General features: G+C 39.7%; 17 protein-coding genes and 1 pseudogene. 17 read left to right on the top strand and 1 reads right to left on the bottom strand.

Going from position 1 to position 21277, the window contains the following annotated elements:
* Positions 1–222: 222 nt before the first annotated feature.
* Entirely contained in the window at positions 223–3117 is a 2895-nt protein-coding gene (gene rapA, locus PSH50_RS20090; protein ID WP_096041176.1) for an RNA polymerase-associated protein RapA, read from the bottom strand.
* A gap of 306 nt (positions 3118–3423) precedes the next feature.
* On the opposite strand from rapA, the pseudogene PSH50_RS20085 reads away from it, so the two are divergent.
* The 17 genes and pseudogenes from PSH50_RS20085 to PSH50_RS20005 form a co-directional block, all read left to right on the top strand.
* Positions 3424–4287 (top strand): annotated as a pseudogene (locus tag PSH50_RS20085) (PIN domain-containing protein); the annotation flags it as partial.
* Between the two features lie 257 nt (positions 4288–4544).
* Complete coding sequence (locus PSH50_RS20080) at positions 4545–5927, top strand: PhoH family protein (RefSeq protein ID WP_029773033.1); 1383 nt, start codon at positions 4545–4547, stop codon at positions 5925–5927.
* 192 nt (positions 5928–6119) lie between these two features.
* Entirely contained in the window at positions 6120–6482 is a 363-nt protein-coding gene (locus PSH50_RS20075; protein WP_273610005.1) for a hypothetical protein, read from the top strand.
* Between the two features lie 421 nt (positions 6483–6903).
* Complete coding sequence (locus PSH50_RS20070) at positions 6904–7728, top strand: hypothetical protein (protein WP_273610004.1); 825 nt, start codon at positions 6904–6906, stop codon at positions 7726–7728.
* A complete protein-coding gene (locus PSH50_RS20065; RefSeq protein WP_008109627.1) occupies positions 7725–8042 on the top strand; it encodes a hypothetical protein in 318 nt (105 codons plus the stop codon). Before PSH50_RS20070 ends, PSH50_RS20065 begins: the two co-directional genes overlap by 4 nt.
* A 12-nt stretch (positions 8043–8054) precedes the next feature.
* Positions 8055–8402, top strand: coding sequence for a hypothetical protein (locus PSH50_RS20060; RefSeq protein WP_016899198.1), 348 nt, complete (start codon positions 8055–8057; stop codon positions 8400–8402).
* Between the two features lie 157 nt (positions 8403–8559).
* Positions 8560–8925: a hypothetical protein gene (locus PSH50_RS20055; protein ID WP_010558035.1), complete on the top strand. Its 366-nt coding sequence runs from the start codon at positions 8560–8562 to the stop codon at positions 8923–8925.
* A 107-nt stretch (positions 8926–9032) separates the two neighbouring features.
* The gene (locus PSH50_RS20050; protein ID WP_036956660.1) at positions 9033–9530 is read left to right on the top strand and encodes a DUF411 domain-containing protein; all 498 of its coding nucleotides are present in this window, start codon (positions 9033–9035) and stop codon (positions 9528–9530) included.
* On the top strand, positions 9530–10957 hold the full coding sequence (locus tag PSH50_RS20045) for a TolC family protein (RefSeq protein ID WP_138611110.1): 1428 nt from the start codon (positions 9530–9532) through the stop codon (positions 10955–10957). The genes PSH50_RS20050 and PSH50_RS20045 overlap by 1 nt, the downstream gene beginning before the upstream one ends.
* A complete protein-coding gene (locus tag PSH50_RS20040; protein WP_262976102.1) occupies positions 10957–12699 on the top strand; it encodes an efflux RND transporter periplasmic adaptor subunit in 1743 nt (580 codons plus the stop codon). The genes PSH50_RS20045 and PSH50_RS20040 overlap by 1 nt, the downstream gene beginning before the upstream one ends.
* A gap of 14 nt (positions 12700–12713) precedes the next feature.
* Complete coding sequence (locus PSH50_RS20035) at positions 12714–15878, top strand: efflux RND transporter permease subunit (RefSeq protein ID WP_273610003.1); 3165 nt, start codon at positions 12714–12716, stop codon at positions 15876–15878.
* Positions 15871–16578, top strand: a complete 708-nt coding sequence (locus PSH50_RS20030; RefSeq protein WP_273610002.1) for a PepSY domain-containing protein — start codon at positions 15871–15873, stop codon at positions 16576–16578. Before PSH50_RS20035 ends, PSH50_RS20030 begins: the two co-directional genes overlap by 8 nt.
* On the top strand, positions 16578–18410 hold the full coding sequence (locus PSH50_RS20025; protein ID WP_273610001.1) for a 2Fe-2S iron-sulfur cluster-binding protein: 1833 nt from the start codon (positions 16578–16580) through the stop codon (positions 18408–18410). Before PSH50_RS20030 ends, PSH50_RS20025 begins: the two co-directional genes overlap by 1 nt.
* Before the next feature lie 24 nt (positions 18411–18434).
* Positions 18435–18782 carry a copper resistance CopC family protein gene (locus tag PSH50_RS20020; RefSeq protein ID WP_273610000.1) on the top strand — a complete coding sequence of 116 codons (348 nt, stop codon included), beginning with the start codon at positions 18435–18437 and terminating at the stop codon, positions 18780–18782.
* Positions 18783–18801: 19 nt separating this feature from the next.
* Complete coding sequence (locus PSH50_RS20015; protein ID WP_273610007.1) at positions 18802–19689, top strand: copper resistance D family protein; 888 nt, start codon at positions 18802–18804, stop codon at positions 19687–19689.
* A gap of 21 nt (positions 19690–19710) precedes the next feature.
* Entirely contained in the window at positions 19711–20175 is a 465-nt protein-coding gene (locus PSH50_RS20010; RefSeq protein WP_273609999.1) for a nuclear transport factor 2 family protein, read from the top strand.
* 27 nt (positions 20176–20202) lie between these two features.
* Positions 20203–21277: copper resistance system multicopper oxidase (locus PSH50_RS20005; protein ID WP_273609998.1), on the top strand; the 1075-nt coding region annotated here is incomplete at its 3' end.

Raw genomic sequence — 21277 nt, 5'->3', positions numbered from 1 at the left:
GTGAACAATCGGCGTGCCGTTTGTGGCTCAGACAGCATTTTTTACAGAGTTACAGAAATAGATATTGAAATAATGGCTTTATTAGGTGGCCAAGATACTGATGAGTAATTGTAGAGGTGAATGTAAAAAGCACGGCCTGTAAACCGTGCTTTTTGAAGTGTAGTTTAGTTATATCTTGATCTAACTAACGGCTGATAGCTATAAACTAAACGCTCAAAAACCTTAGTGTGAAACTACGATTAAGCGTATCGCATCAAGTTTTAACTGGGCTTTTTCGATATGCGTTGTCAGCTCGCTGCGCTGCTTATCGAAGAAGGTAATTTCTTCTTGGCGAATATTAGGGTTAATTTGCTTAAGCGCTTCAAGGCGAGCTTGTTCTTCACCTAAGGTGCTTTGCATTTTTTCAAGTGACGCACTGCGAATAACCTCAAGCTGTTGCTGAGCCATCTCTTTTGCTGTGTTGATCATTGGGTGAACCGCACCTTGTAAAGCGCCTGCTAATTTACTTGCAGTTTGACGACCAACGGCTGAAAGCTGTTGGTTAAAGCTATCAAACGCCACGTTTTCGCCGAGGTTATTACTGGCTTTATCAAGTAATATGCGAATAGGCGTTGGCGGTAAAAAGCGACCTACTTGCAGGGCTTTTGGTGCCATAGCTTCGGCTACAAATATTAGCTCAACAAAAAAGGTACCTGGTGGTAATTTTTTGTTTTTAAGTAAAGCAACAGAGGCACTACCAAAGTCATCATCACAAATCATGTCCATTGTGCCTTGCACCATAGGATGATCCCAGCTAATAAAATGTACGTCTTCTTGCGAAAGGGCGGTATCGCGGTCAAAGGTAACCGTCATGCCATCTTCTTTTAAGCTTGGGAACGATGCACTTAGCATATGCTCTGTTGGCTTTAAAATAATGGTGTTTTCGCCTTTGTCTTCTTGGCTTACTCCAAATGTGTCGAATACGTTGATCATGTAACTTGGTAACTCAAATTGGTTATCAAGTGCTTCAATTTCTTCAACCAATGAATCGGCAGCGCCTTGGCCAGATGAATGCAGCTCTAATAAACGGTCACGGCCACTTTCCATTTGTTTGCGTAGCACGGCATTTTGCTTTGCTACTTGCTCAAGTAGAGGGTCGAGCTCTTCTTCATCACAATTATGGGCAGCAATGTAATCAAGTAGGTCTTCACTAAATTCTTTATACAATAGCTGGCCAGTGGTTGATGTGCTTTCAAATGCATCAAGGCCTTCGTTGTACCAACGCAGTAATACTTCTTGCGCTGTATTTTCAAAATACGGCACATGAATATTAACATCCTTTGTTTGCCCAATACGGTCTAATCGGCCGATACGTTGTTCAAGTAAGTCAGGGTTTAGTGGTAAATCAAATAACACTAAGTGATGCGAGAACTGGAAGTTACGTCCTTCTGAGCCAATCTCTGAACACAGCAGTATTTGTGCATTGTCGTATTCATCGGCAAAAAAGGCGGCTGCGCGGTCACGCTCTATAATCGACATGCCCTCGTGGAACACAGATGCTTTTATTGCTTCACGCTCACGCAAAATTTGCTCAAGGCTAATAGCGGTTTCGGCTTTGGCACAAATAAGCAGTACTTTTTCGTGCTTTAGGGTTTTAAGTGTTTCGATTAACCAATCTACACGTGGATCAAATGCGCCCCAGCTGGCACTTTCACCTTCAAACTCTTGAAAGATTTTCTCTGGAAACAGCGCGCGTTGTGCGCTTAACTCTGCACTTTGTATACCGCTCATGCTGCCAAGTACCGACATTGCTGTTTTATATTGCTTTGGCAGTGCCATTGGGTAAGCATGTAATTTACGGCTAGGGTAGCCATCAATTCCGCTGCGGCTGTTTCTAAACAAAATACGACCTGTGCCGTGGCGATCAAGCAGCATGTTAAGTATTTCTTTACGTGCCGGTAAATCACCTTGCTGAGCTTTTTCAAGCACATCAGTTATATCGGTTTCTTTTAATAGCTCAATGAGTGTGGCTTTGGCTGTATCATCAAGGGCTTGTGCTTGCAGTAGCTGATTTGCCGCTTCGGCAACGTCTTTGTAATTAGCTTCTTCTTCTTTGAATACGTCGTAGTCGTAAAATCTATCTGGGTCGAGCAATTGCAAGCGGGCAAAGTGGCTACGGTGACCAAGTTGATCAGGCGTTGCTGTTAATAGAATAAGACCCGGAATATCTTGGCTAAGCTCAGCCATGCGCTGATATTCGGTACTCGGCTTACCATTGTTAATACTCAGGTGGTGCGCTTCATCAACAACTAATAAATCCCAATCAGCAAGTGTTGCTTGTTCAAACCAGCGTTTTTTCTTGGTTAAAAACTCAAGGCTGGTAAGCACTAGCTGCTCGGTATCAAATACGTTTGGCGAGTCTGCAAAGGCTTCGTCGCAGCGCTCTTCATCAAAAATAGAAAAACGTAAATTGAAGCGGCGTAGCATTTCTACTAACCATTGATGTTGCAGGTTTTCTGGCACCACAATGAGTACACGGCTAGCACGGCCACTAATGATTTGTTGGTGTAAAATCATGCCAGCTTCGATGGTTTTACCAAGGCCTACTTCATCTGAGAGCAGTACCCGTGGGGCAAAACGTTTACCTACTTCTTGTGCAATATAAAGCTGATGCGGAATAAGGTTAGCGCGCTGGCCAATTAGGCCTTTAATAGGCGATTGCTGGCGCTCAAATTGGTGTTGCCATGTTTGGTAACGTAAGGTGTAGCGATCAAAGCGATCTACTTGGCCTGCAAATAAACGATCTTGCGGTTTATTAAACTTTATAAAATGATCTAAAAAGGTTTCTTTTAGCTTTGCTTCTTCGCCGGTATCAACGCGAGTACCTACGTAGCAAAGTAGTTCACCTTGCACTTCAATAGACTCTACTTCTAATTCCCATTCTTCAACGCTTTTGATCACATCACCTGGATTAAATGCCACACGGGTAACCGGTGCTTCTGCACTAGAATAAACACGGTTTTCACCACTGGCAGGAAATAAAATGCTGACCTGGCGGCCTTCAATGGCAACTACGGTGCCTAATCCTAAATCTGACTCTGTATCACTGATCCAACGCTGACCTAAGGAAAAATTCATGTATGTCTCGTCTATGAAGAAAAAGGCGGCTATGTTACCTGTTACATAACACCACTGCAAGGCGCTATTTGACTCACTTTTAATTAATTTTATAAGTGCGAATTAATCCCATTAACAGTGCTAACAAATGGCTCTTTTTTAGGTAAATAAAAACTATATCGTGTTTGTAATAAAACGGACTTTTATGACAAATAGACTAAACTTAGATTATGCCTTAGCAATTAAGTATTGCAGGTTTGAATTTAGGCCCGTTTTACTTAGTTATTTTGGTATAGCATAAAAATCATAAAACGTAAGGAAAGTGCTATGGAAAAAGCTTCGAACCTTGAAAGTAAAATGTATGTGCTAGACACCAATGTATTACTCCACGAACCCCTCGCTTATTTGTCTTTCCAAGAACATAACGTTGTCATTCCCATGACTGTTTTAGAAGAGCTTGACCACATTAAAGATAGAAAACACGACGTAAGCCGTGATGCACGAGTGGCTATTCGCGGCTTAGATGAGGTACTAAAAGACGCAACTCCAGAGCAAATGTTGCAGGGTGTTGCACTGCCTAGCAATAAAAAGGCAAATGCCAATTCAACCGGTACGCTCATTATTGTTAATGACCATCTTTTTGCAGATTCTATTTCTGGTTTACCGGGAGATGAAAACGATCACCGTATTATTAACTGCGCCGTGTATTTACAAAAACAGCACAGCGATTCAAAAATTGTATTGGTGACAAAAGATATAAACATGCGCCTTAAAGCAAAAGGTGCAGGCCTTAAATATGTTGAAGATTACCGTACCGACCAACTAATTGATGATATTGCTTTATTAACTAGCGGCTATAAAAAAATAGAGGGCGATTTTTGGCAGCACGTAGGGCAATGCGAAACACAGCAGCACGGCCGTGATACGTTTCATTATGTGGCTAAAAACTTAATTCCTGATGTGTTTTGCAATGAGTACATACTTGATGGCAGCGAGCACTTTGCTGCGCGGGTCAAATCTTACGATAACGAGCGTATTAAATTAAAAGATATTAGTGTTGAGCGTTTAATGCACCAGCAAGCATGGGGCGTAAAACCTAAAAATATTTACCAAGGTATGGCACTCGACGCCTTGCTTGACCCTAGTATTGAGCTGGTTATTTTAACCGGCCCAGCTGGGTGCGGTAAAACAGGTATTACTGCAAGCTTTTTTTCAATATTTGTGCAGACCTATCTACAGACCTTATTCTTACTGAATAAATTGAGTATTTATAACAGGCTAAGATCTAATCTCTCTAACATGTCATTAAGTGTGACTTAAAGAATAGAACCATTCATCAATAAATATAAATAACGGATTTAACCTGCAAGAGGCACAAACAAAAATAATAAAGCTAAGGTAAATCTAAAATGCTAATTAATGAAAATCGTTCTCAAAGGAGAACTAAAATGAATAATCCAAGTGAAAACAAAAACCCAAGAGTATTGGATACATCGGCACTAGTTCATGATCCAAAGTCACTTCTTGCGTACAGTGAAGACGTATACATCTGTCTAACAGTTCTAGAAGAATTAGATAACTTAAAAGAAAGAACTAACAAATCGGTTAGTGCTGATGCTCGTGTATGTATTCGTATGCTTGAAGATATAATAAATGGGCACAGTGCAGAAGAGATGGAAGCTGGTATTCCACTGCCTTCTACTGAAACAGCTAAACGAGGAAAACTGTTTATTGGAATTGATACCCAGCTCGATATGGCTAAAGAGTTAAAGCACGGTATTGGAAGTGACGCTGACAATAGAATAATTAACTATGCACTGTATCTTCAGAAGGACTTAGATAAAGACGTAATAATTGTTAGCCGTGACATTAATATGCGCTTGAAAGCTCGAACCGTAGGGGTCATGGCAGAAGACGTTGCCGTAGATAATCAAATATCAGATATTGATCTTTTATACACAGGGGTACAAGCCTTTAAAGGAGATCTTTTTGATCGAATTAAATCAGACAAAGACTTCAAGGTTTCAGGAGAAGTTTATACTTTCCCAATAAGTCTATTTAATGATGAAGTTCAGCCAAACATGTATTGGTACGATGAAGCTGGACACATTGGGCGAATTTCAGAAGTAACAGATACTGAGGTATTCACAAAGTTATTGCCTCGTAAACAAGAAAAAGTATGGGGCATTTTGCCTAAAAATCAGCGTCAGGCAGTAGCTTTAAGCCAATTAACAGATCCATATTATGACTTAAATATCATCCTTGGCCCTGCTGGCTCCGGAAAAACTTTTTTAGCAGTTGCTTCGGCGCTGCATCAAGTATTGGAGTTAAAAAAGTACAAAAAAATCGTTGTGGTGCGCTCCAGAGACTTTATGGACGATGATCCGGGGTTTTTACCCGGTGACCTGACAGAGAAATCAATGCCGTTATTAGCAGGTATAACAGATGCGCTTATATCAATGCATTCAGGTGATAACAATGAAGGTAATATTAGTGCAACTGTTGAGCATGTCATAGAGCGTGCCAATATAGAGTTTACTTCTATGGCTTATTTTCGAGGCAGGTCAATTGATGATGCTGTTTTAATTATTGATGAAGCACAAAATATGACCCGTGCTCAAATTAAAGGAATGCTTAGTCGTGGTGGCAAAAATTGTCGCACAATCGTGTTGGGCAACTTAGCCCAGATTGATGATAAGTTTGTAACACCTGCTTCTTCTGGTGCAAGTGCGGCTGTTAATGTGTATCGTCATTATGAAAAAGGATCAGTGCTAATTTTTGATGAAGTAGAGCGTAGTAGCTTGGCTGAATTCACTGAAAAGAATATGTAGGCATCAAACTACCATTCACATTTCCTTATAATATTGCGACAATAGCCACTGCTTTTTGCAGTGGCTTTTCAGAGAAGCCCGTTCCCACGAAAACAGGACGAAATGGATTTACTCTGAACTAAAAGATTAAATATTCACAAAAACTGAGTGACATAGGTGCGTGGCCTAGCATTGCCGTTTTTTGGTGTATTGATGTCTTTTAATAAAGAAGACCTGCTAGTAAATATAAAAAGGCAGGTAAAACGATTATCTAAATTATTAACTATTCCCCTTGGACAATCCCAAGAAGCCCTAGCTATTTGTCTTTACGGCTGTGACAGTTACAGCGATTTACTAGTAAAAATAAAAGCTGAATCCTTTGACAACCCATTGATAGCACTGTCTGCACTCTCACCAAACTCGGAAATATTTTTAGTAAAAATATTAGCTAGCCACCTAGATAGCATTATTGGAAATTTTGAAAAAAAATTTCCCGGCTCCAATATAAATGAAGAGATGGTCGTATCCCTATTTGGGCTTAGCTTTTCAGAGTTCAAACTCAAAATATCTACCTAAAGTTGTACAAATACGTAAGTTGTCATTTTGTTTTTTGGCGATATTATAAGATGAAGGCTGAACGGACAGCCTACGCCAACACATGTTTTTCGCCTTGAAAAACGTGAACAGTGAAGCGGAGCATCCGTAAAAATTTGGTTATTTGAACAATAAATAAAGCAATGTGTTGGTAGGCCATTGTTTATTGGAAAGTTGTTTGGAGAACTAAATGATCTCACTTTATCAATTAAAGAATAAGCTCAATAAATAAGCAAAAGAGTTTGCTGAGTTATTAGAGTTTCCTGATCTTTACGCCCAAGGCCTGTGGGCTAGAGGTGTTTATAACTGCCCTTATTTTTCTGATACCCATAAATATCTCTCTGAAGTATTTGAAAAGAAAAAGCTGGACTCAATTCTAAAGCACGATTCCCTGAAATATTTAATGATCAACGAATACGATGATCAAGAAATTATTGAATCGCTTCATAAAGAAATTGAGTCAATGGCAAACCGTATTGAAAGCCTGATGCTGGTAGATATCGAAACATTAGAGTTAGTTTCAGTGATATACCAAGTTTTAGGGTTGCCTGAAGATGCCAAGTTTATTGTAAATACAGGTGCAGACTTCCGCTTAGAGTGGCGACCATACTTTGATGCCTTTGATGATCCGTTGATAGTTCAATATGCAGATTTAAAAGTTCATGGTTGTTATTTCAGGCTAATCGCTTGCAAGTTTCCGTTTGAAGAGCTTTCCTTGGATGACATTAGAAAATACATGTACATCAATCATGTAAACCATAATGGTGAGTTTGAAGGCTGTATTTCTGAAGGAAATACATTTTCTAAGCATGTGCACTGGCTGGTGTTGACACTTGAATTATTCAGTAGCGGCAAAGTAAATAAGGCTCAGTTCAATCCAACAACCTTCAAAATCGAAGGTATGCGCTATTTGGTATATGGCTTCCCATTGATTCCTTCCTTTGTATCTGATTGGCACAAACCTGATTTATGTCTACGAGTCAAAAATCTAGATGGCGATCAGAAGTTCATTGTTCGTATCGAACAGCAAGATCTTGTTTTTTATGCGAGGCGCGTTGATACCAACTTTTTTAACACAATCGATTATGAAAAATACATTTCGTTGTATCAATCTAGTGTTCTGTCACATTTTGATGCTGACAACAATTTGCTTAAAGTTGATGGGGTTAAATATCTAAGTTTTTTTCGTCCTTTTTCTGTAGAAGATATGAAAGGAGTTCAAGCATGAGACCTAGAGTAAAACTAACCAACGCAAAACTTATCTCAATTCAATCTGATACAGAGGAAAAAGTTGAACGGGTGCTTTACGGCACATTTGCTGACGAAAATGAAAATGGTAAAGAAGGAGATGCTTTATTCACGATAAAGGTTTTGGAAATCAATGGTCTAGAAAGTAAGTGCTTTGGTGTTGACTTTTATATCTTAGATGCTGAATCTAAAGAGTTTGATGTAAATGCATTTGAGTTTAATTTAATGCATGAGTGTATGTATTCTCCTAATGAGTTATTAGAGCTGCGAGATATGCTCCCGGCTAGTTATTAGTAAGGGAATACGTTGGATAGAATATATTTAAAGGATGCCTACATAGTATCTGTTTACGACTATAAAGAATTTGAAAAAATATTTCTTGGCGAGTTTTTATCAGGGGGGGTTATTGAAGATGAAACATTCAGGTTTCGGCCATTTCAGCAAATCGTGACTTCAAAGATTGTTAGCAAATCTGCTGATGAAGATAAGTTAGAAATATACACACATAGTGGGAGTTGTTATGTGATTGATGCTGACCATAAGTTAATTGATATTTCATTTGTTGAACTGGTTGTTATGAGAGCAGGAGCTTATTCGGCAGATCGAGTTTTAGAAATGAGAGAGCAACTTAAGTCTCAAAATAAAAGCCATTGAATAGCGAAGATAAGAAGTCTGATGAGATTATTATTTGTCACTTACCTCTTTGAAAAATTTGACGATAATCAAATATTCATAAATGTTTATACAGCATCAATTGACTTAGTCAAAAATTTGCATTAGTATTAGAGATGTATATTTGTAAGAGAATTTTATGTCTAAAGCATTTTCAAAAGTCTTAGTAATGACGCTTATGCTGGTTGCCTTTGTAGGGCAAGCATTTGCGTATTCTGCTATGCCTTGCGAAATGTCATCAGGTTCTCACGAATCACACATGAACATGAACATGAACATGAACATGGATCATGGTGATATGAATAAAAGCAGTAATGGTCAATCAGAAGATTGTTGTGACGTTGAATGTATTTGTCCTGCAAATGCTTGCTCATCTACGACAGTCCTAAATTCCAGTATTGATTCGACAGATATTCAAATATTCAGTGAATCTGTAGCTGCTCTGCAATCTAAACAACCTCATTCAATTTCCACTTCCCTTTATCGTCCACCAATTTTTGCCTAATACAGGATTAGTGCGTCCAAATTTCTCGCACATGTAATTAATTTTTCTGTTAGTCAATATAGCGTCGTAGCGCTATAGATATTTTCCAGCGATGTCTGGGGGCAAAAATGATCAATAAGTATTTAAAAATAGCAGTAGTAATGCTGCTTTCACCTGCGTTTGCAAACGCCAACGAACATAACCATGCAGACAATCACGACGTAACACCTTTGGAGTTAATCGTTTATAAAACCCCTACTTGTGGGTGTTGTAAAAAATGGATAACTCATATTGAAGACAAAGGGATCGTTGCGCATTCCAAAGATTTCCGAAACATCGGCAACATCAAAACTAAGTATGGTATCAAACCTAATTACCGTTCATGCCACACGGCAGTGAGTAGAAATGGATTTGCCTTTGAAGGTCATATACCTGCTAAATTTATTCAGCAGTTCTTATCAGAAGAACATCCCAATGCGATTGGGCTTTCAGTTCCAGCAATGCCAGTTGGCTCTCCCGGTATGGAAGTCGATGACCGCTTTATGCCATACAACGTGTTAATTCTATTTAAAGATGGAACGAGCAAAGTCTATGCAAAAGTTAAGACATACGAGGAGCAATTCTAATGAAATTGAACTCTTCAAACCTTACTTCACTTTCAACTGCATTAATACTCGGCTTATCTGTATTCTCAGCTCAAGCTGAGAAAGTAGTGTCGCTTGAACAAGCTATCACCTTAGCTCAGCAAAATGATCCTTGGCTTCATGGTAGCCGATTGAAACAAAGTGCAGTTGAAAATAGAAGTATTGCTTCAGGTACTTTGCCTGATCCGAAAGTATCGCTAGGGATAATGAATTTACCAACAGATACTTGGGATTTAGATCAGGAAGGAATGACTCAGCTAAAGGTTGGCGTCTCTCAAATGTTTCCGAGAGGCGACAGTCTAGAGATCAAGAAAGACCAGTTACAAATTGAGTCCACGAAATTTCCACTGTTACGAGAGGATCGTAAAGCTAAGTTGAAAAGCCAAGTGTCACAACTTTGGTTAGATGCTTACTTAGCCCAACAAACTATTAAATTGATTGAAGATGATTGGTCTCTCTTTGAGCAGATGGCGGAAGTGGCTAAAGCTAGCTATTCAAACGTTGTTGGTAAAACTAGACAGCAAGATGTTATTCGTGCTCAGTTGGAAATCGTGCAGTTAGATGACAGATTAACTTCGCAAAAGCAGAAACTAGAAACGACAATCGCTCGTCTCAATGAGTGGCTTCATATTTACGATGCGGATCGTTTGAATGAATCATTCAACTTTGACGCGCAACCATTAGAGTTTAGGGTTTCTAAAAAGTTACCTGCAATTACTCTGAATAATCCAACAGTCCTAAAAGCATCTAATTACTCAAGAAATCTATTGGCTCAGGAGCTTTCGAATCACCCAGCCATACTTGCAATTGATATAAAACGCAAAGCTTCAGAAAAAGGAATTGAGTTAGCCAAACAGCAATATGAGCCGCAATGGGGTGTTAATGCTAGTTATGCCTATCGCGACAATATGCCCTCTGGTGATAGCCGAGCTGATTTATTTTCTGTTGGGGTAACGTTTGATTTACCCTTGTTTACCGAGAACAGACAAGATAAGCAAGTTGCAGCTTCTATTGCAGATTCAGAGACTATTAAAACCGAGAAACTATTACTGACAAAGCAAATGATCAGTGTTTTAGAAAAAGAACTAAGACAGCTTAAACGCTTATCAGATAGACAATCTATCTATCAAGAACAACTCCTTAAACAAACTCATGACCAAGCAGAAGCGTCATTGACAGCCTACACAAATGATGATGGCGATTTTGCCGAAGTTGTTCGAGCAAGAATTGCCGAATTAAATACCAGAATATCAGCTTTAAGAATTGATGTTGATGCACTTAAAACAGTTACTCGCATCAACTATTTCTTTGCGCATTCTCAATCTAAATCAAATGCTGAACATAAGCCATTGCACACTTCGCACAAAACTAATCAGCACTTATCCAATAAGCAATTTGGAGAAAAATAATGTCAACGAATACGAAAACAATTATTGCCGTCATTATTGGGGCAGCACTAGGTGCAGGAGCATTGAGCTTATATCAAGGTGCAGGCTCAAACAGTGATACTGATGAAGCTACATCAGCAGAGAAACAACCGCTGTATTGGGTTGCACCGATGGATTCTAATTACCGCCGGGACAAGCCCGGTAAGTCGCCTATGGGGATGGACCTAATTCCAGTGTATGAGGAAGGATCATCTGGTGATGACTTTGGCCCCGGAGCAGTAAAAATTGCGCCTCATGTAGTGAATAACCTTGGGGTTCGCACTGCACCTGTTGAACTGAAAAATATGCATACTGAAATCTCAACGGTAGGTTACGTTCAATATGATGAAGATAAGCTAATTCATATCCACCCACGGGTTGATGGCTGGATTGATAAACTTTACATCAAAGCAGCAGGTAACCCTGTAGAGAAAGGGCAGCCTCTTTATACACTATATTCTCCTCAGTTAGTTAACGCGCAAGAAGAACTGTTAATAGCGTTAAAGCGCAACAATAGTTCTTTAATTTCAGCAGCCAAAGATCGCCTAAAAGCGTTACAGCTTTCAGCAGACTTTGTTCAAAAGCTAGAAAAGACACGAAAGGTTCAGCAAACAATTACCTTTTATTCACCGCAAGCAGGTGTTGTCGATGGTTTGAAGGTTAGAGAAGGTTTTTATGTAAAGCCGGGAAACACCTTATTAAGCATTGGCCAGCTAGATCAAGTTTGGGTTGAAGCAGAAGTGTTTGAACGTGACGCAGCCTTAATTAAAAAAGGACTTCCTGTATCAATGACACTGGATTATTTACCCGGTGAGGACTGGGCTGGTGTCGTTGATTATGTTTATCCAACATTGAACAGTAAAACACGCACACTCCGAGTGAGATTGAAATTTGATAACACAGACTATCAATTAAAACCAAATATGTTTGCACAAGTCTCTATTCACGCTAATCAAGCTGATAGCACCATCCTCGTGCCTAAAGAAGCCGTTATTAGAACAGGTAAACAGGACAGAGTAGTACTTGCGTTAGGTGATGGGCAATTTAAATCTATTGAAGTGACTATTGGCCGGGTTGATATCGACAGCATCGAAATATTAGACGGCTTAAATGAAGATGACGTTGTGGTGACATCTGCCCAATTCTTGATTGATTCTGAATCAAGTAAAAGCTCTGACTTTAAACGAATGACTCATGATGAAGTGCCTAACTCTGTTTGGATGCAAGGGGATGTTAATAGTGTTATGGCAGGGCACCGCATGGTTAATATTTCACATGGCCCTGCTGAAGCTTGGGATTGGCCTGAAATGGTTATGGATTTTACTGTGGCTGAAAAAGTCGATATTGACTCATTAAAGTCAGGTCAATCTTTGCACTTTGAAGTGAGCAAAACCGAAGACGGTGGATATGAAATTACTGGAATTCATATCATGAGTGAGCCTGAAGTATCATCAGCAACAGTATCAGGTTTAATTAATGCGATTGATATTGATACACGGATTCTAAATATTAGCAGAGGCCCAATAGAGAAATGGGATAGACCTGCTGCGACGATGGATTTTATCGTCGCGGACAATATAGAAATGGTTGATTTCAATGTCGGTGATAATGTCACTTTCACTTTTGAGGTTAGAGATGACTTAGTTATCACTGACATTTCTCTTGAATCAGATGAACAACACGGCAAGGAAAATAAAGCTGCTGTTGATCATTCTAATCATTAAGTGGGAGAAAAATAATGATTGAATCAATTATTAGATGGTCTATCGGCAATCGTTTCTTTGTTTTGTTGATTACCTTAATTATCGCGTTTGGTGGTTTGTATTCATTACAAAAAACACCAGTAGATGCACTCCCCGATCTTTCTGATGTGCAGGTGATAATTAAGACGAGCTATCCGGGACAGGCACCACAAGTAGTGCAGGATCAAGTGACATTTCCTCTTACTACAGCGATGTTATCAGTGCCGGGGGCGCAAACTGTTCGTGGTTACTCATTTTTTGGTGATTCCTACGTCTACATTATTTTTGATGACGATACTGATTTGTATTGGGCTAGAAGCAGAGTACTTGAATACTTAAGCCAAGTAGCATCAAGCCTGCCTGATTCGGCAAAACCTCAATTAGGACCTGATGCAACAGGTGTGGGTTGGGTATACATTTACGCTTTAACAGATAAGTCTGGAAACCATGATCTAAGCCAATTAAGAAGCATTCAAGACTGGTTCTTAAAGTATGAACTACAAACTGTTCCGGGCGTGTCCGAAGTTGCCGCCGTTGGTGGTATGGTTAAGCAGTATCAAGTGCAAGTAGATCCTGATAAATTGAGAGCTTACGATATTCCTCTAAGTTTAATACAAATAGCCTTACAAAAAGGGAACAAAGAAACTGGCGCATCCGTTGTGGAAATGGCTGAAGCTGAATATATGGTTACCGCAACGGGGTATATTCAATCAGTTAGTGATATAGAGAAAATCCCACTTGGTATTAACGAACAAGGCACGCCATTGCGTATTGGTGATGTTGCTACCGTTAATTTAGGGCCTCAAATGCGCCGTGGTATCGCAGAGCTTAATGGTGAAGGCGAAGTTGTTGGTGGTGTTGTCGTTATGCGCTTTGGTGAAAACGCTCAACAAACCATAAACGGGGTAAAAGAAAAACTTGAATCGCTTAAATCTTCTCTACCAGAGGGGGTGGAGATTGTCCCTGTTTATGACAGATCGAAGTTAATAGATCGTGCTGTTGATAATCTTTGGAGCAAGTTGCTAGAGGAGCTTGCAGTCGTTGCTATTGTCTGTGTGGCTTTCCTATTTCATCTTCGCTCATCTATTGTGGCAGTTGTTACTCTGCCATTAGGTATCTTGGTGTCGTTCATTATCATGTATATGCAAGGCATCAATGCCAACATTATGTCTTTAGGCGGTATCGCTATTGCGATTGGTGCGATGACTGATGGTGCAATAGTGATGATTGAAAATATGCACAAGCATATGGAGAAAACACCACTAACAGATGAAAATCGCTGGCAAATTGTTGCTAAGGCTGCGAGTGAAGTAGGCCCTGCACTATTTTTTAGCTTACTGATCATTACAGTCTCATTCTTACCTGTATTTATCTTGGAAGCGCAAGAAGGAAGAATGTTCTCTCCGCTCGCCTATACAAAAACCTATGCAATGGCGGCATCAGCAGGTTTGGCGATCACATTGGTGCCTGTTTTGATGGGCTACTTTATTCGAGGCAAAGTTGTTTCTGAAAAGAAAAACCCGTTAAACCGATTATTGATTGCTATCTACATGCCTGTTTTAAAGCAAGTCATGAAGTTTCCAAAATCGACAATAGTAGCAGCAATATTAGTGACTATCGTTGGCTTTTGGCCTGTCGATAAAATTGGTAGTGAATTCATTCCGCCATTGGATGAAGGCGATCTCATGTATATGCCTACTACCTATCCCGGTATTTCAATTGGTAAAGCAAGGGAGTTATTGCAGCAAACAGACAAGCTTATTCGCACTGTGCCAGAAGTTGAAACTGTATTTGGTAAAGTAGGAAGAGCTGAAACTGCAACCGATCCTGCACCTTTAACCATGATTGAAACCTTTATTCAATTGAAGCCACAAGAGCAGTGGCGAGAGGGTGTGACTACTGAATCGTTAAAAGCTGAGTTTGATAAATTGGTTAAGTTTCCGGGCTTAACGAATGCTTGGGTTATGCCAATCAAGACCCGAATCGACATGTTAGCAACAGGCATAAAAACGCCTGTGGGTATTAAAGTCGCCGGACCAGAGCTTGATGTGATTCAGGAAATCGGCCAACAAATAGAGCAAATTTTACCCGAAGTTACAGGCACAGCATCAGTTTACTCAGAGCGAGTTGCAGGTGGACGATATATCAAGGTTGATATTTCACGCGATAAGGCAAGTCGCTTTGGGTTAAACATCGAAGATGTTCAACAAGTGGTTTCTACAGCTATTGGTGGTATGAACGTTACCCAAACGGTAGAAGGTCAAGAGCGTTACCCTGTTAACTTACGCTATCCGCAAGACTATCGAGACTCTCCTGAGCAGCTATCACGATTACCTGTTGTAACACCAAGTGGTCAACGCATTGCACTAGGTGATGTCGCAGATATTCGAGTTGAGAACGGTCCGCCGGGAATTAAGAGTGAAAATGCTCGTTTAAATGGCTGGACGTTTATCGATATAGACGGTGTTGACGTAGGTACTTATGTTGAAAGTGCAAAAATACACTTGGCTAATAATCTAAAACTACCAGCAGGTTATTCAATTACTTGGGCTGGGCAATACGAATATATGGAAAGAGCGAAAGAAAAGCTCACCTATGTATTGCCTTTAACACTCGCCATTATTGTTATTCTACTTTACTTAAACTTCAGAGCGTTTAGTGAGGTGGCTATCATTATCGTTACCTTGCCGATGGCAATGATCGGTGGCTTATGGTTGATGTATCTAGAAGGGTTTAATTTCTCAGTAGCTGTTGGTGTGGGCTTTATCGCTCTAGCTGGTGTTGCGGTTGAGATTGGCGTGATAATGCTGGTTTATCTCAATCAAGCACTTGCTGAGCTTAAGGAAAAAGCGGTGGAGCGAGCAGAACTCATCTCAGATGATGCATATCAAGATGCATTATTGCACGGTGCTGGCTTACGAGTTCGTCCAGTAATGATGACGGTAGCTACAATCATTATAGGTTTAATGCCTATTTTATATGGTACTGGTACAGGTTCTGAGGTCATGAGCCGCATTGCTGCTCCTATGGTAGGCGGAATGACAAGCGCTGTGCTGCTCACGCTTATTGTACTCCCTGCAATTTACTCAATCATTAAAAAGCCTGAAGTAAATGCCTTTAACAAAGAGCTTTCTAACGTGGAGCCTGAGAATAATGCTTAGCACGGCTAGAAAATATCACAAATGGCTAATGGCATTTGTCGGAATACAATTCCTCTTCTGGTCTATTACAGGCGTGTATATGGTGACTATGGATATTCACTATATACACGGCGAAACCTTGGCTAAGAGTGAGGAAGCCAAAATAGATTTAGCAAGTATGGATTACTCCATTGTAAAGCTAGCTGCGGATTATCCTAAAGCTAGCCAAGTTACACTTACTCAAAGTATGGGCCGTCCTTTGTATTCTTTTATTAATGGAGAAAATGGAAAAGTAGCAATAGATGCTAAAACTGGAGCTGTTCAGGCCCTTGTAGATGAAATCAAGGCTAAAGAAATCGCACAATACCATTATGCGCTGAATCATCAAATCGACAGCGTAAGGTTGATTAAGTCAGCGACAAACTTGCCTGCTGAGTTGTCCCCAAGGCATTTACCTGTTTGGAGAGTGACGTTTGAGCAATTCTCCACACCGACATTTTATATAAGTCAACAAACAGGATCACTTGTTGCCAAGCGTCATGATTACTGGCGATTGTTTGATTGGATGTGGCGTTTTCACATTATGGATTACGATGATGGAGAAAACGTATCTAACTGGTTTTTGTTCTTGGTCGCAACTCTAGGTCTAATGGGCGCAATTACTGGCGCTGTATTGACTTATTACCGAGTGCTTTCCCCAAATAAAAAGGGAGTCATTTGATGCGACTATTTAAGTTAAATACAACGATACACAAGTGGCTTTCTTTATTTGTTGGTTTACAACTGCTTATTTGGTTGGGAACGGGCCTTTACTTCAATTTGATGGATCACAGTAAAGCCAGTGGTAATGAACTTAGAGTTCATTCTCATCATGAAGGTAGCATTACAGGCTTTGACCTATTCCCTATTAAAGAGATTACTAGTAATGCTCCGCAGGAAGTAAACCTTATATGGGTTTTACATCAGCCTTACTATCATTTTGTGTTCGATAAGGGGCAGCATAGCTATCAAGAACGCCACTCAAAGCTATTTGATGCTGTAACAGGAAAGCCATTTAATTTGTCTGAAGAACAAGTACTAACTTTGGCAAAAAACTCCTACTCAGGACAGGGTAAGTTAACTACTCCAGTGTTATCTCAACCTCCGTTTTCTGATCACGTAAGGCAGCAAAATCCTATGTGGCAAGTTGCCGTTGAGGATGAGAACAATACAACTATTTATTTAGATAGTATTACAGGTCAAGTACTTCGCCATGCCAATGATGATTTCAGATTGAAAGATCTGATGATGAAGCTTCACTTTATGGACTATGGCAATTCTGGAGGATTTAACCATTGGTTGATCATTGCATTTGCTTTTGCAACGCTATTCCTTTCAATTACTGGTGTTACTTGGCTGATACAACAGTATCGAAGTGGTTTACTGAAGCTAGGTTGGGGCACTAACAAGCAAAAAGTGGCAGTGACGTTTTCCAATGAAAATACTATTACTGACATCTCAGCAGTTGGTCGCTCAACTGTACTAGAAGGGCTAGCTAGTTCACATGTATACCTTCCTTCAGGTTGCGGTGGTGGCGGTACTTGTGGCAAATGCGTGTTCTTAAGTTCAACTAAATTACCTATCACACTATCTGAACAGGAACATTTATCTCAGGAGCAACTTAAGGAAGGTTATCGGCTTGGATGTCAGCATAGGTTCTCTGAAATTAGTTCGATTGAAGTTAATACTGATCGCAATATTGAAAATCATGAGCTAGTTGTGGTTGCGACTAATTTCATTACTCCTTTTATCAAGGAAGTGAAATTTAAGCTGAAATCAGGCAAACAGTTGGCATTTAAAGCTGGTGCATATATGCAATTTGATGTGCCAGCAGGGATGAATAGCTTACGTCCAGATGATATGCCAGAGTGCTATGAAAAATACTGGGATAGCTACTATCATGGAAAATTTTCTCATAACGGTGCAACTCGCCACTACTCATTAGTTAACTTTGACGAGGAGTCTGATGAGTTAATGTTTAATATCCGTTGGCAGACCGCAAAGAATGGTTTTAAAGCAGGAATAGGTTCAAGTTATTTAGGTTCACTCCAAGTAGGTGAAACGATAACTGCAAAAGGCCCTTTTTCTGATTTTTATGCCACTTCAAATAAAAAAGTTAGTCGCGTGTTTATTGGTGCGGGTTCAGGACTTGCACCACTGAGGTCTATTATTTTTGAACAGTTGAAAAAGCATAAAGATAAAAGTGGTTTGACTCTTATCTATGGTGCGCGAACTGAAGATGACTTGCTATACCATAATGAATTGAAGTCACTGAGTGAGAAGCATAAAAACTTCTCTTATATTCCTACTCTTTCTAATCCTTCAGAAGAATGGCAAGGGCACTCAGGCTATGTTCAAAAAGTACTTCTGCCGTATATGAACCAAAAATCAGAACTGCTTTTGGCTGAGTTTTACTTGTGCGGTCCAGAAGCAATGATGAGTGAAGTGGAAAAAATAATTACAGATGCTGGGATTCCAAGTAATCAAATTTTCAAAGATAAATTTAGTCGTTAATCCATTAAATAAATAGAGGTATATATGAAAACATTAATTAAACTTTTAACCATAATCAGTGTTGTTTTTAGTAGTGCAGTATTTGCACATGTGCATCTTGAAAAAAGCGTGCCTGCTGATAATGCAATGCTAATGAATACTCCAGAAGAGTTAACTTTGGTGTTCACCAAGGAGGTACGGGTTGTAAAAGTTTCATTGGCCAATAAACAAGGCGAAGAATTTAAATTTGGATTCGAGCCTTCTAAAGTCGCTACTAGCAAATTTACATGGAAACTACCTAAATTAGCTCCTGCAAACTATGCTGTGGATGTAACCTTCTTAGGTAACGATGGTCATAAAATGAAACATAGCTTCGGCTTTATGGTTCACTAAAATAGGCGGTGTGATTGATATGGAAATGTATATCTGGAATACAGTCATTGTACTGTCAAAAATTGTATTTTACATCGGCTTTGCCTGTATTGCTGGTTATACATTTTTCAGGCAAATATTTGAGAATAATGAATCTCATACTAATGCTGTAATAGCGAATTTAACGTGGACAAGAACTTATATAGTTATGGCTTTGATCGCTAATATTACTTGGTTCTTTGCCAGTACTGGTGCAATGGCAGAAGAGGGAATTCAGGGGGCGATAGACGCTGATATATTGGCTATTATGTGGGACTCCTCTGTCGGCACTGGAGCTTTGCTTCGAGCGCTTGGGCTAGTTACCGCAATAATCGCTTTAGCTTTAAGGTTCAAACTCGCTGTGAACTCGTACTTAAAACAAAGCGCTTTAATGTTGAGTTTATTAATCCTTGCATACTCATTCACGTTACTGGGTCATATTTCTGAGTTAGGCACAATTGAAAAAGGCTTGCTTATTTTGCATGTGCTCGTTATGGCATGGTGGTTTGGGGCGTTATTGCCACTAAAACAGGCTTGCCAAAAGCTAGATTATGTAGAACTTCATTTACTGATGGAAAACTTTGGTAAACAAGCAAGTATTGCCGTGAGTTTATTGTTAATTGCTGGCCTATGGTTAGCTATTCAATTAGTCGGTAGTGTTGAAGCACTGTTGATTTCAAGTTACGGGCAAACTTTGTTATTTAAGCTGTTTCTCGTTGTTTCCATATTGGCTATCGCCGCTAAGCATAAACTAAAACTTGTTCCACAACTTAAAAACAATGATGGCAGAGAAGCCCTATCTAAGTCTATCACGATAGAAATGATAGTTGCTCTCGCCATTTTAACCGTTACGGCTGGGCTTACTAGTGTTGTTGGCCCAGCATATTAAAACCTAAAAAAGAGAATCAAAATGAAAATAATAAATGTATTACTTGTTTTATCAATGATGTTTAGTTTCGCGGCAAACGCTCACGGAGATAAACACAAAGGCAAAGGATTATTTAAAGGGATAGATACGCCTGCTGCAAAGGTAGTGTTGGCGTTCCACGAGGCACTTGAAACTGGCAATAAGAAACAAGCTAGAGCGCAGTTAGCGGATGATGTCACCATTTATGAGGGCGGTCGTGTTGAAAGAAGTGCTGATGAATATGCCCATCACCATATGCTGTCGGATATGAAATATCTAGCTTCTATGAAGAGCGAAACGCTTGAACATCAAGTGACGATACTTGGAAATACCGCTATCTCTGCCTCGCGTAGTCAAACTAAAGGTACTTACAATGGTGAAGAACGTGATTATCAAGGGATGGAAACGATGGTGCTGGAAAAACAAAATGGTGAATGGAAAATTAAGCATATTCATTGGTCACACTAATTTATTGGTCAAACCTCGGAGAGTAAAATGAGAATTAAAGATCCATTACATCAAATTTCTACACCGCGTAGACGCTTTGTACAAGGTTTAGCTGCTGGCGGTATATTAGCTGCTTTTCCAAGTGTTCTTCATGCAGCTTCATCTTTAGTGGCTGGAACAATAACAGGTACTGTGCCCGAACTAAGTGGAGAAATAATAGATCTGGTGATAGATGAGTCACCCGTAAACTTCACAGGTGTTGTAAGAATGGCTACAACAATCAATGGCTCAATACCAGCTCCTACCTTGCGCCTCAGAGAAGGTGATGACGTTACTATCAGGGTAACTAATAAATTATCAGTGCCGAGTTCAATTCATTGGCATGGGATCATTCTTCCGTATCAAATGGATGGCGTACCGGGTATTAGCTTTAAAGGTATAATGCCGGGTGAAACCTTTGTTTATAAATTTAAGCTGCAACAAAGCGGCACATATTGGTATCACTCACACAGTGGCTTTCAAGAAATGACAGGTATGTACGGCGCATTAATTATTGAGCCAAGAGAAAAGGATATTATTAGTGCTGACAATGAGCATGTTATCCAATTGTCTGATTGGACTGATGATGACCCAATGGATTTGTTCCGCAAGTTAAAAGTACAGAGCGATGTATTTAACTTTAATCAACCTACTGTTCCAGAGTTTTTTGATGACATTTCAAATAGCAGCGTTTCAAATGCGCTACAACGCCGGGAAATGTGGAATAAAATGAGAATGAACCCTACAGATCTTGCAGACTTATCAGCATCTGCAATGACTTTTTTAATGAATGGTTGTGCGCCTTTGACAAACTGGCGTGGAATGTTTAAAGTTGGAGAAAAAGTAAGACTTAGGTTTATTAATGGCTCAAGCAATACTTTTTTTGACGTTCGTATTCCCGAACTAAAACTAACAGTTGTACAAGCTGATGGGCAAAACGTTGAACCAGTGACAGTAGATGAATTTAGATTCGGCCCTGGTGAGACCTACGACGTAATTGTTGAGCCTAAAAATGATGCCTATACGATTTTTGCTCAAAGTATGGATCGCTCTGGTTACGCAAAAGGAACTTTATCAAGCTCGC

Source organism: Pseudoalteromonas sp. Angola-7, assembly GCF_028599255.1.
Classification (GTDB): domain Bacteria; phylum Pseudomonadota; class Gammaproteobacteria; order Enterobacterales; family Alteromonadaceae; genus Pseudoalteromonas; species Pseudoalteromonas atlantica.
This window is presented reverse-complemented; position numbering and strand designations above follow the sequence as displayed.

Excerpts from the sequence above, each read along its gene's own strand:
- rapA (WP_096041176.1), bottom strand. The coding sequence starts at position 3,117 with ATGAATTTTTCCTTAGGTCAGCGTTGGATCAGTGATACAGAGTCAGAT.
- PSH50_RS20080 (WP_029773033.1), top strand. The coding sequence starts at position 4,545 with ATGAATAATCCAAGTGAAAACAAAAACCCAAGAGTATTGGATACATCG.
- PSH50_RS20075 (WP_273610005.1), top strand. The coding sequence starts at position 6,120 with ATGTCTTTTAATAAAGAAGACCTGCTAGTAAATATAAAAAGGCAGGTA.
- PSH50_RS20070 (WP_273610004.1), top strand. The coding sequence starts at position 6,904 with ATGATCAACGAATACGATGATCAAGAAATTATTGAATCGCTTCATAAA.
- PSH50_RS20065 (WP_008109627.1), top strand. The coding sequence starts at position 7,725 with ATGAGACCTAGAGTAAAACTAACCAACGCAAAACTTATCTCAATTCAA.
- PSH50_RS20055 (WP_010558035.1), top strand. The coding sequence starts at position 8,560 with ATGTCTAAAGCATTTTCAAAAGTCTTAGTAATGACGCTTATGCTGGTT.
- PSH50_RS20050 (WP_036956660.1), top strand. The coding sequence starts at position 9,033 with ATGATCAATAAGTATTTAAAAATAGCAGTAGTAATGCTGCTTTCACCT.
- PSH50_RS20045 (WP_138611110.1), top strand. The coding sequence starts at position 9,530 with ATGAAATTGAACTCTTCAAACCTTACTTCACTTTCAACTGCATTAATA.
- PSH50_RS20040 (WP_262976102.1), top strand. The coding sequence starts at position 10,957 with ATGTCAACGAATACGAAAACAATTATTGCCGTCATTATTGGGGCAGCA.
- PSH50_RS20035 (WP_273610003.1), top strand. The coding sequence starts at position 12,714 with ATGATTGAATCAATTATTAGATGGTCTATCGGCAATCGTTTCTTTGTT.
- PSH50_RS20030 (WP_273610002.1), top strand. The coding sequence starts at position 15,871 with ATGCTTAGCACGGCTAGAAAATATCACAAATGGCTAATGGCATTTGTC.
- PSH50_RS20025 (WP_273610001.1), top strand. The coding sequence starts at position 16,578 with ATGCGACTATTTAAGTTAAATACAACGATACACAAGTGGCTTTCTTTA.
- PSH50_RS20020 (WP_273610000.1), top strand. The coding sequence starts at position 18,435 with ATGAAAACATTAATTAAACTTTTAACCATAATCAGTGTTGTTTTTAGT.
- PSH50_RS20015 (WP_273610007.1), top strand. The coding sequence starts at position 18,802 with ATGGAAATGTATATCTGGAATACAGTCATTGTACTGTCAAAAATTGTA.
- PSH50_RS20010 (WP_273609999.1), top strand. The coding sequence starts at position 19,711 with ATGAAAATAATAAATGTATTACTTGTTTTATCAATGATGTTTAGTTTC.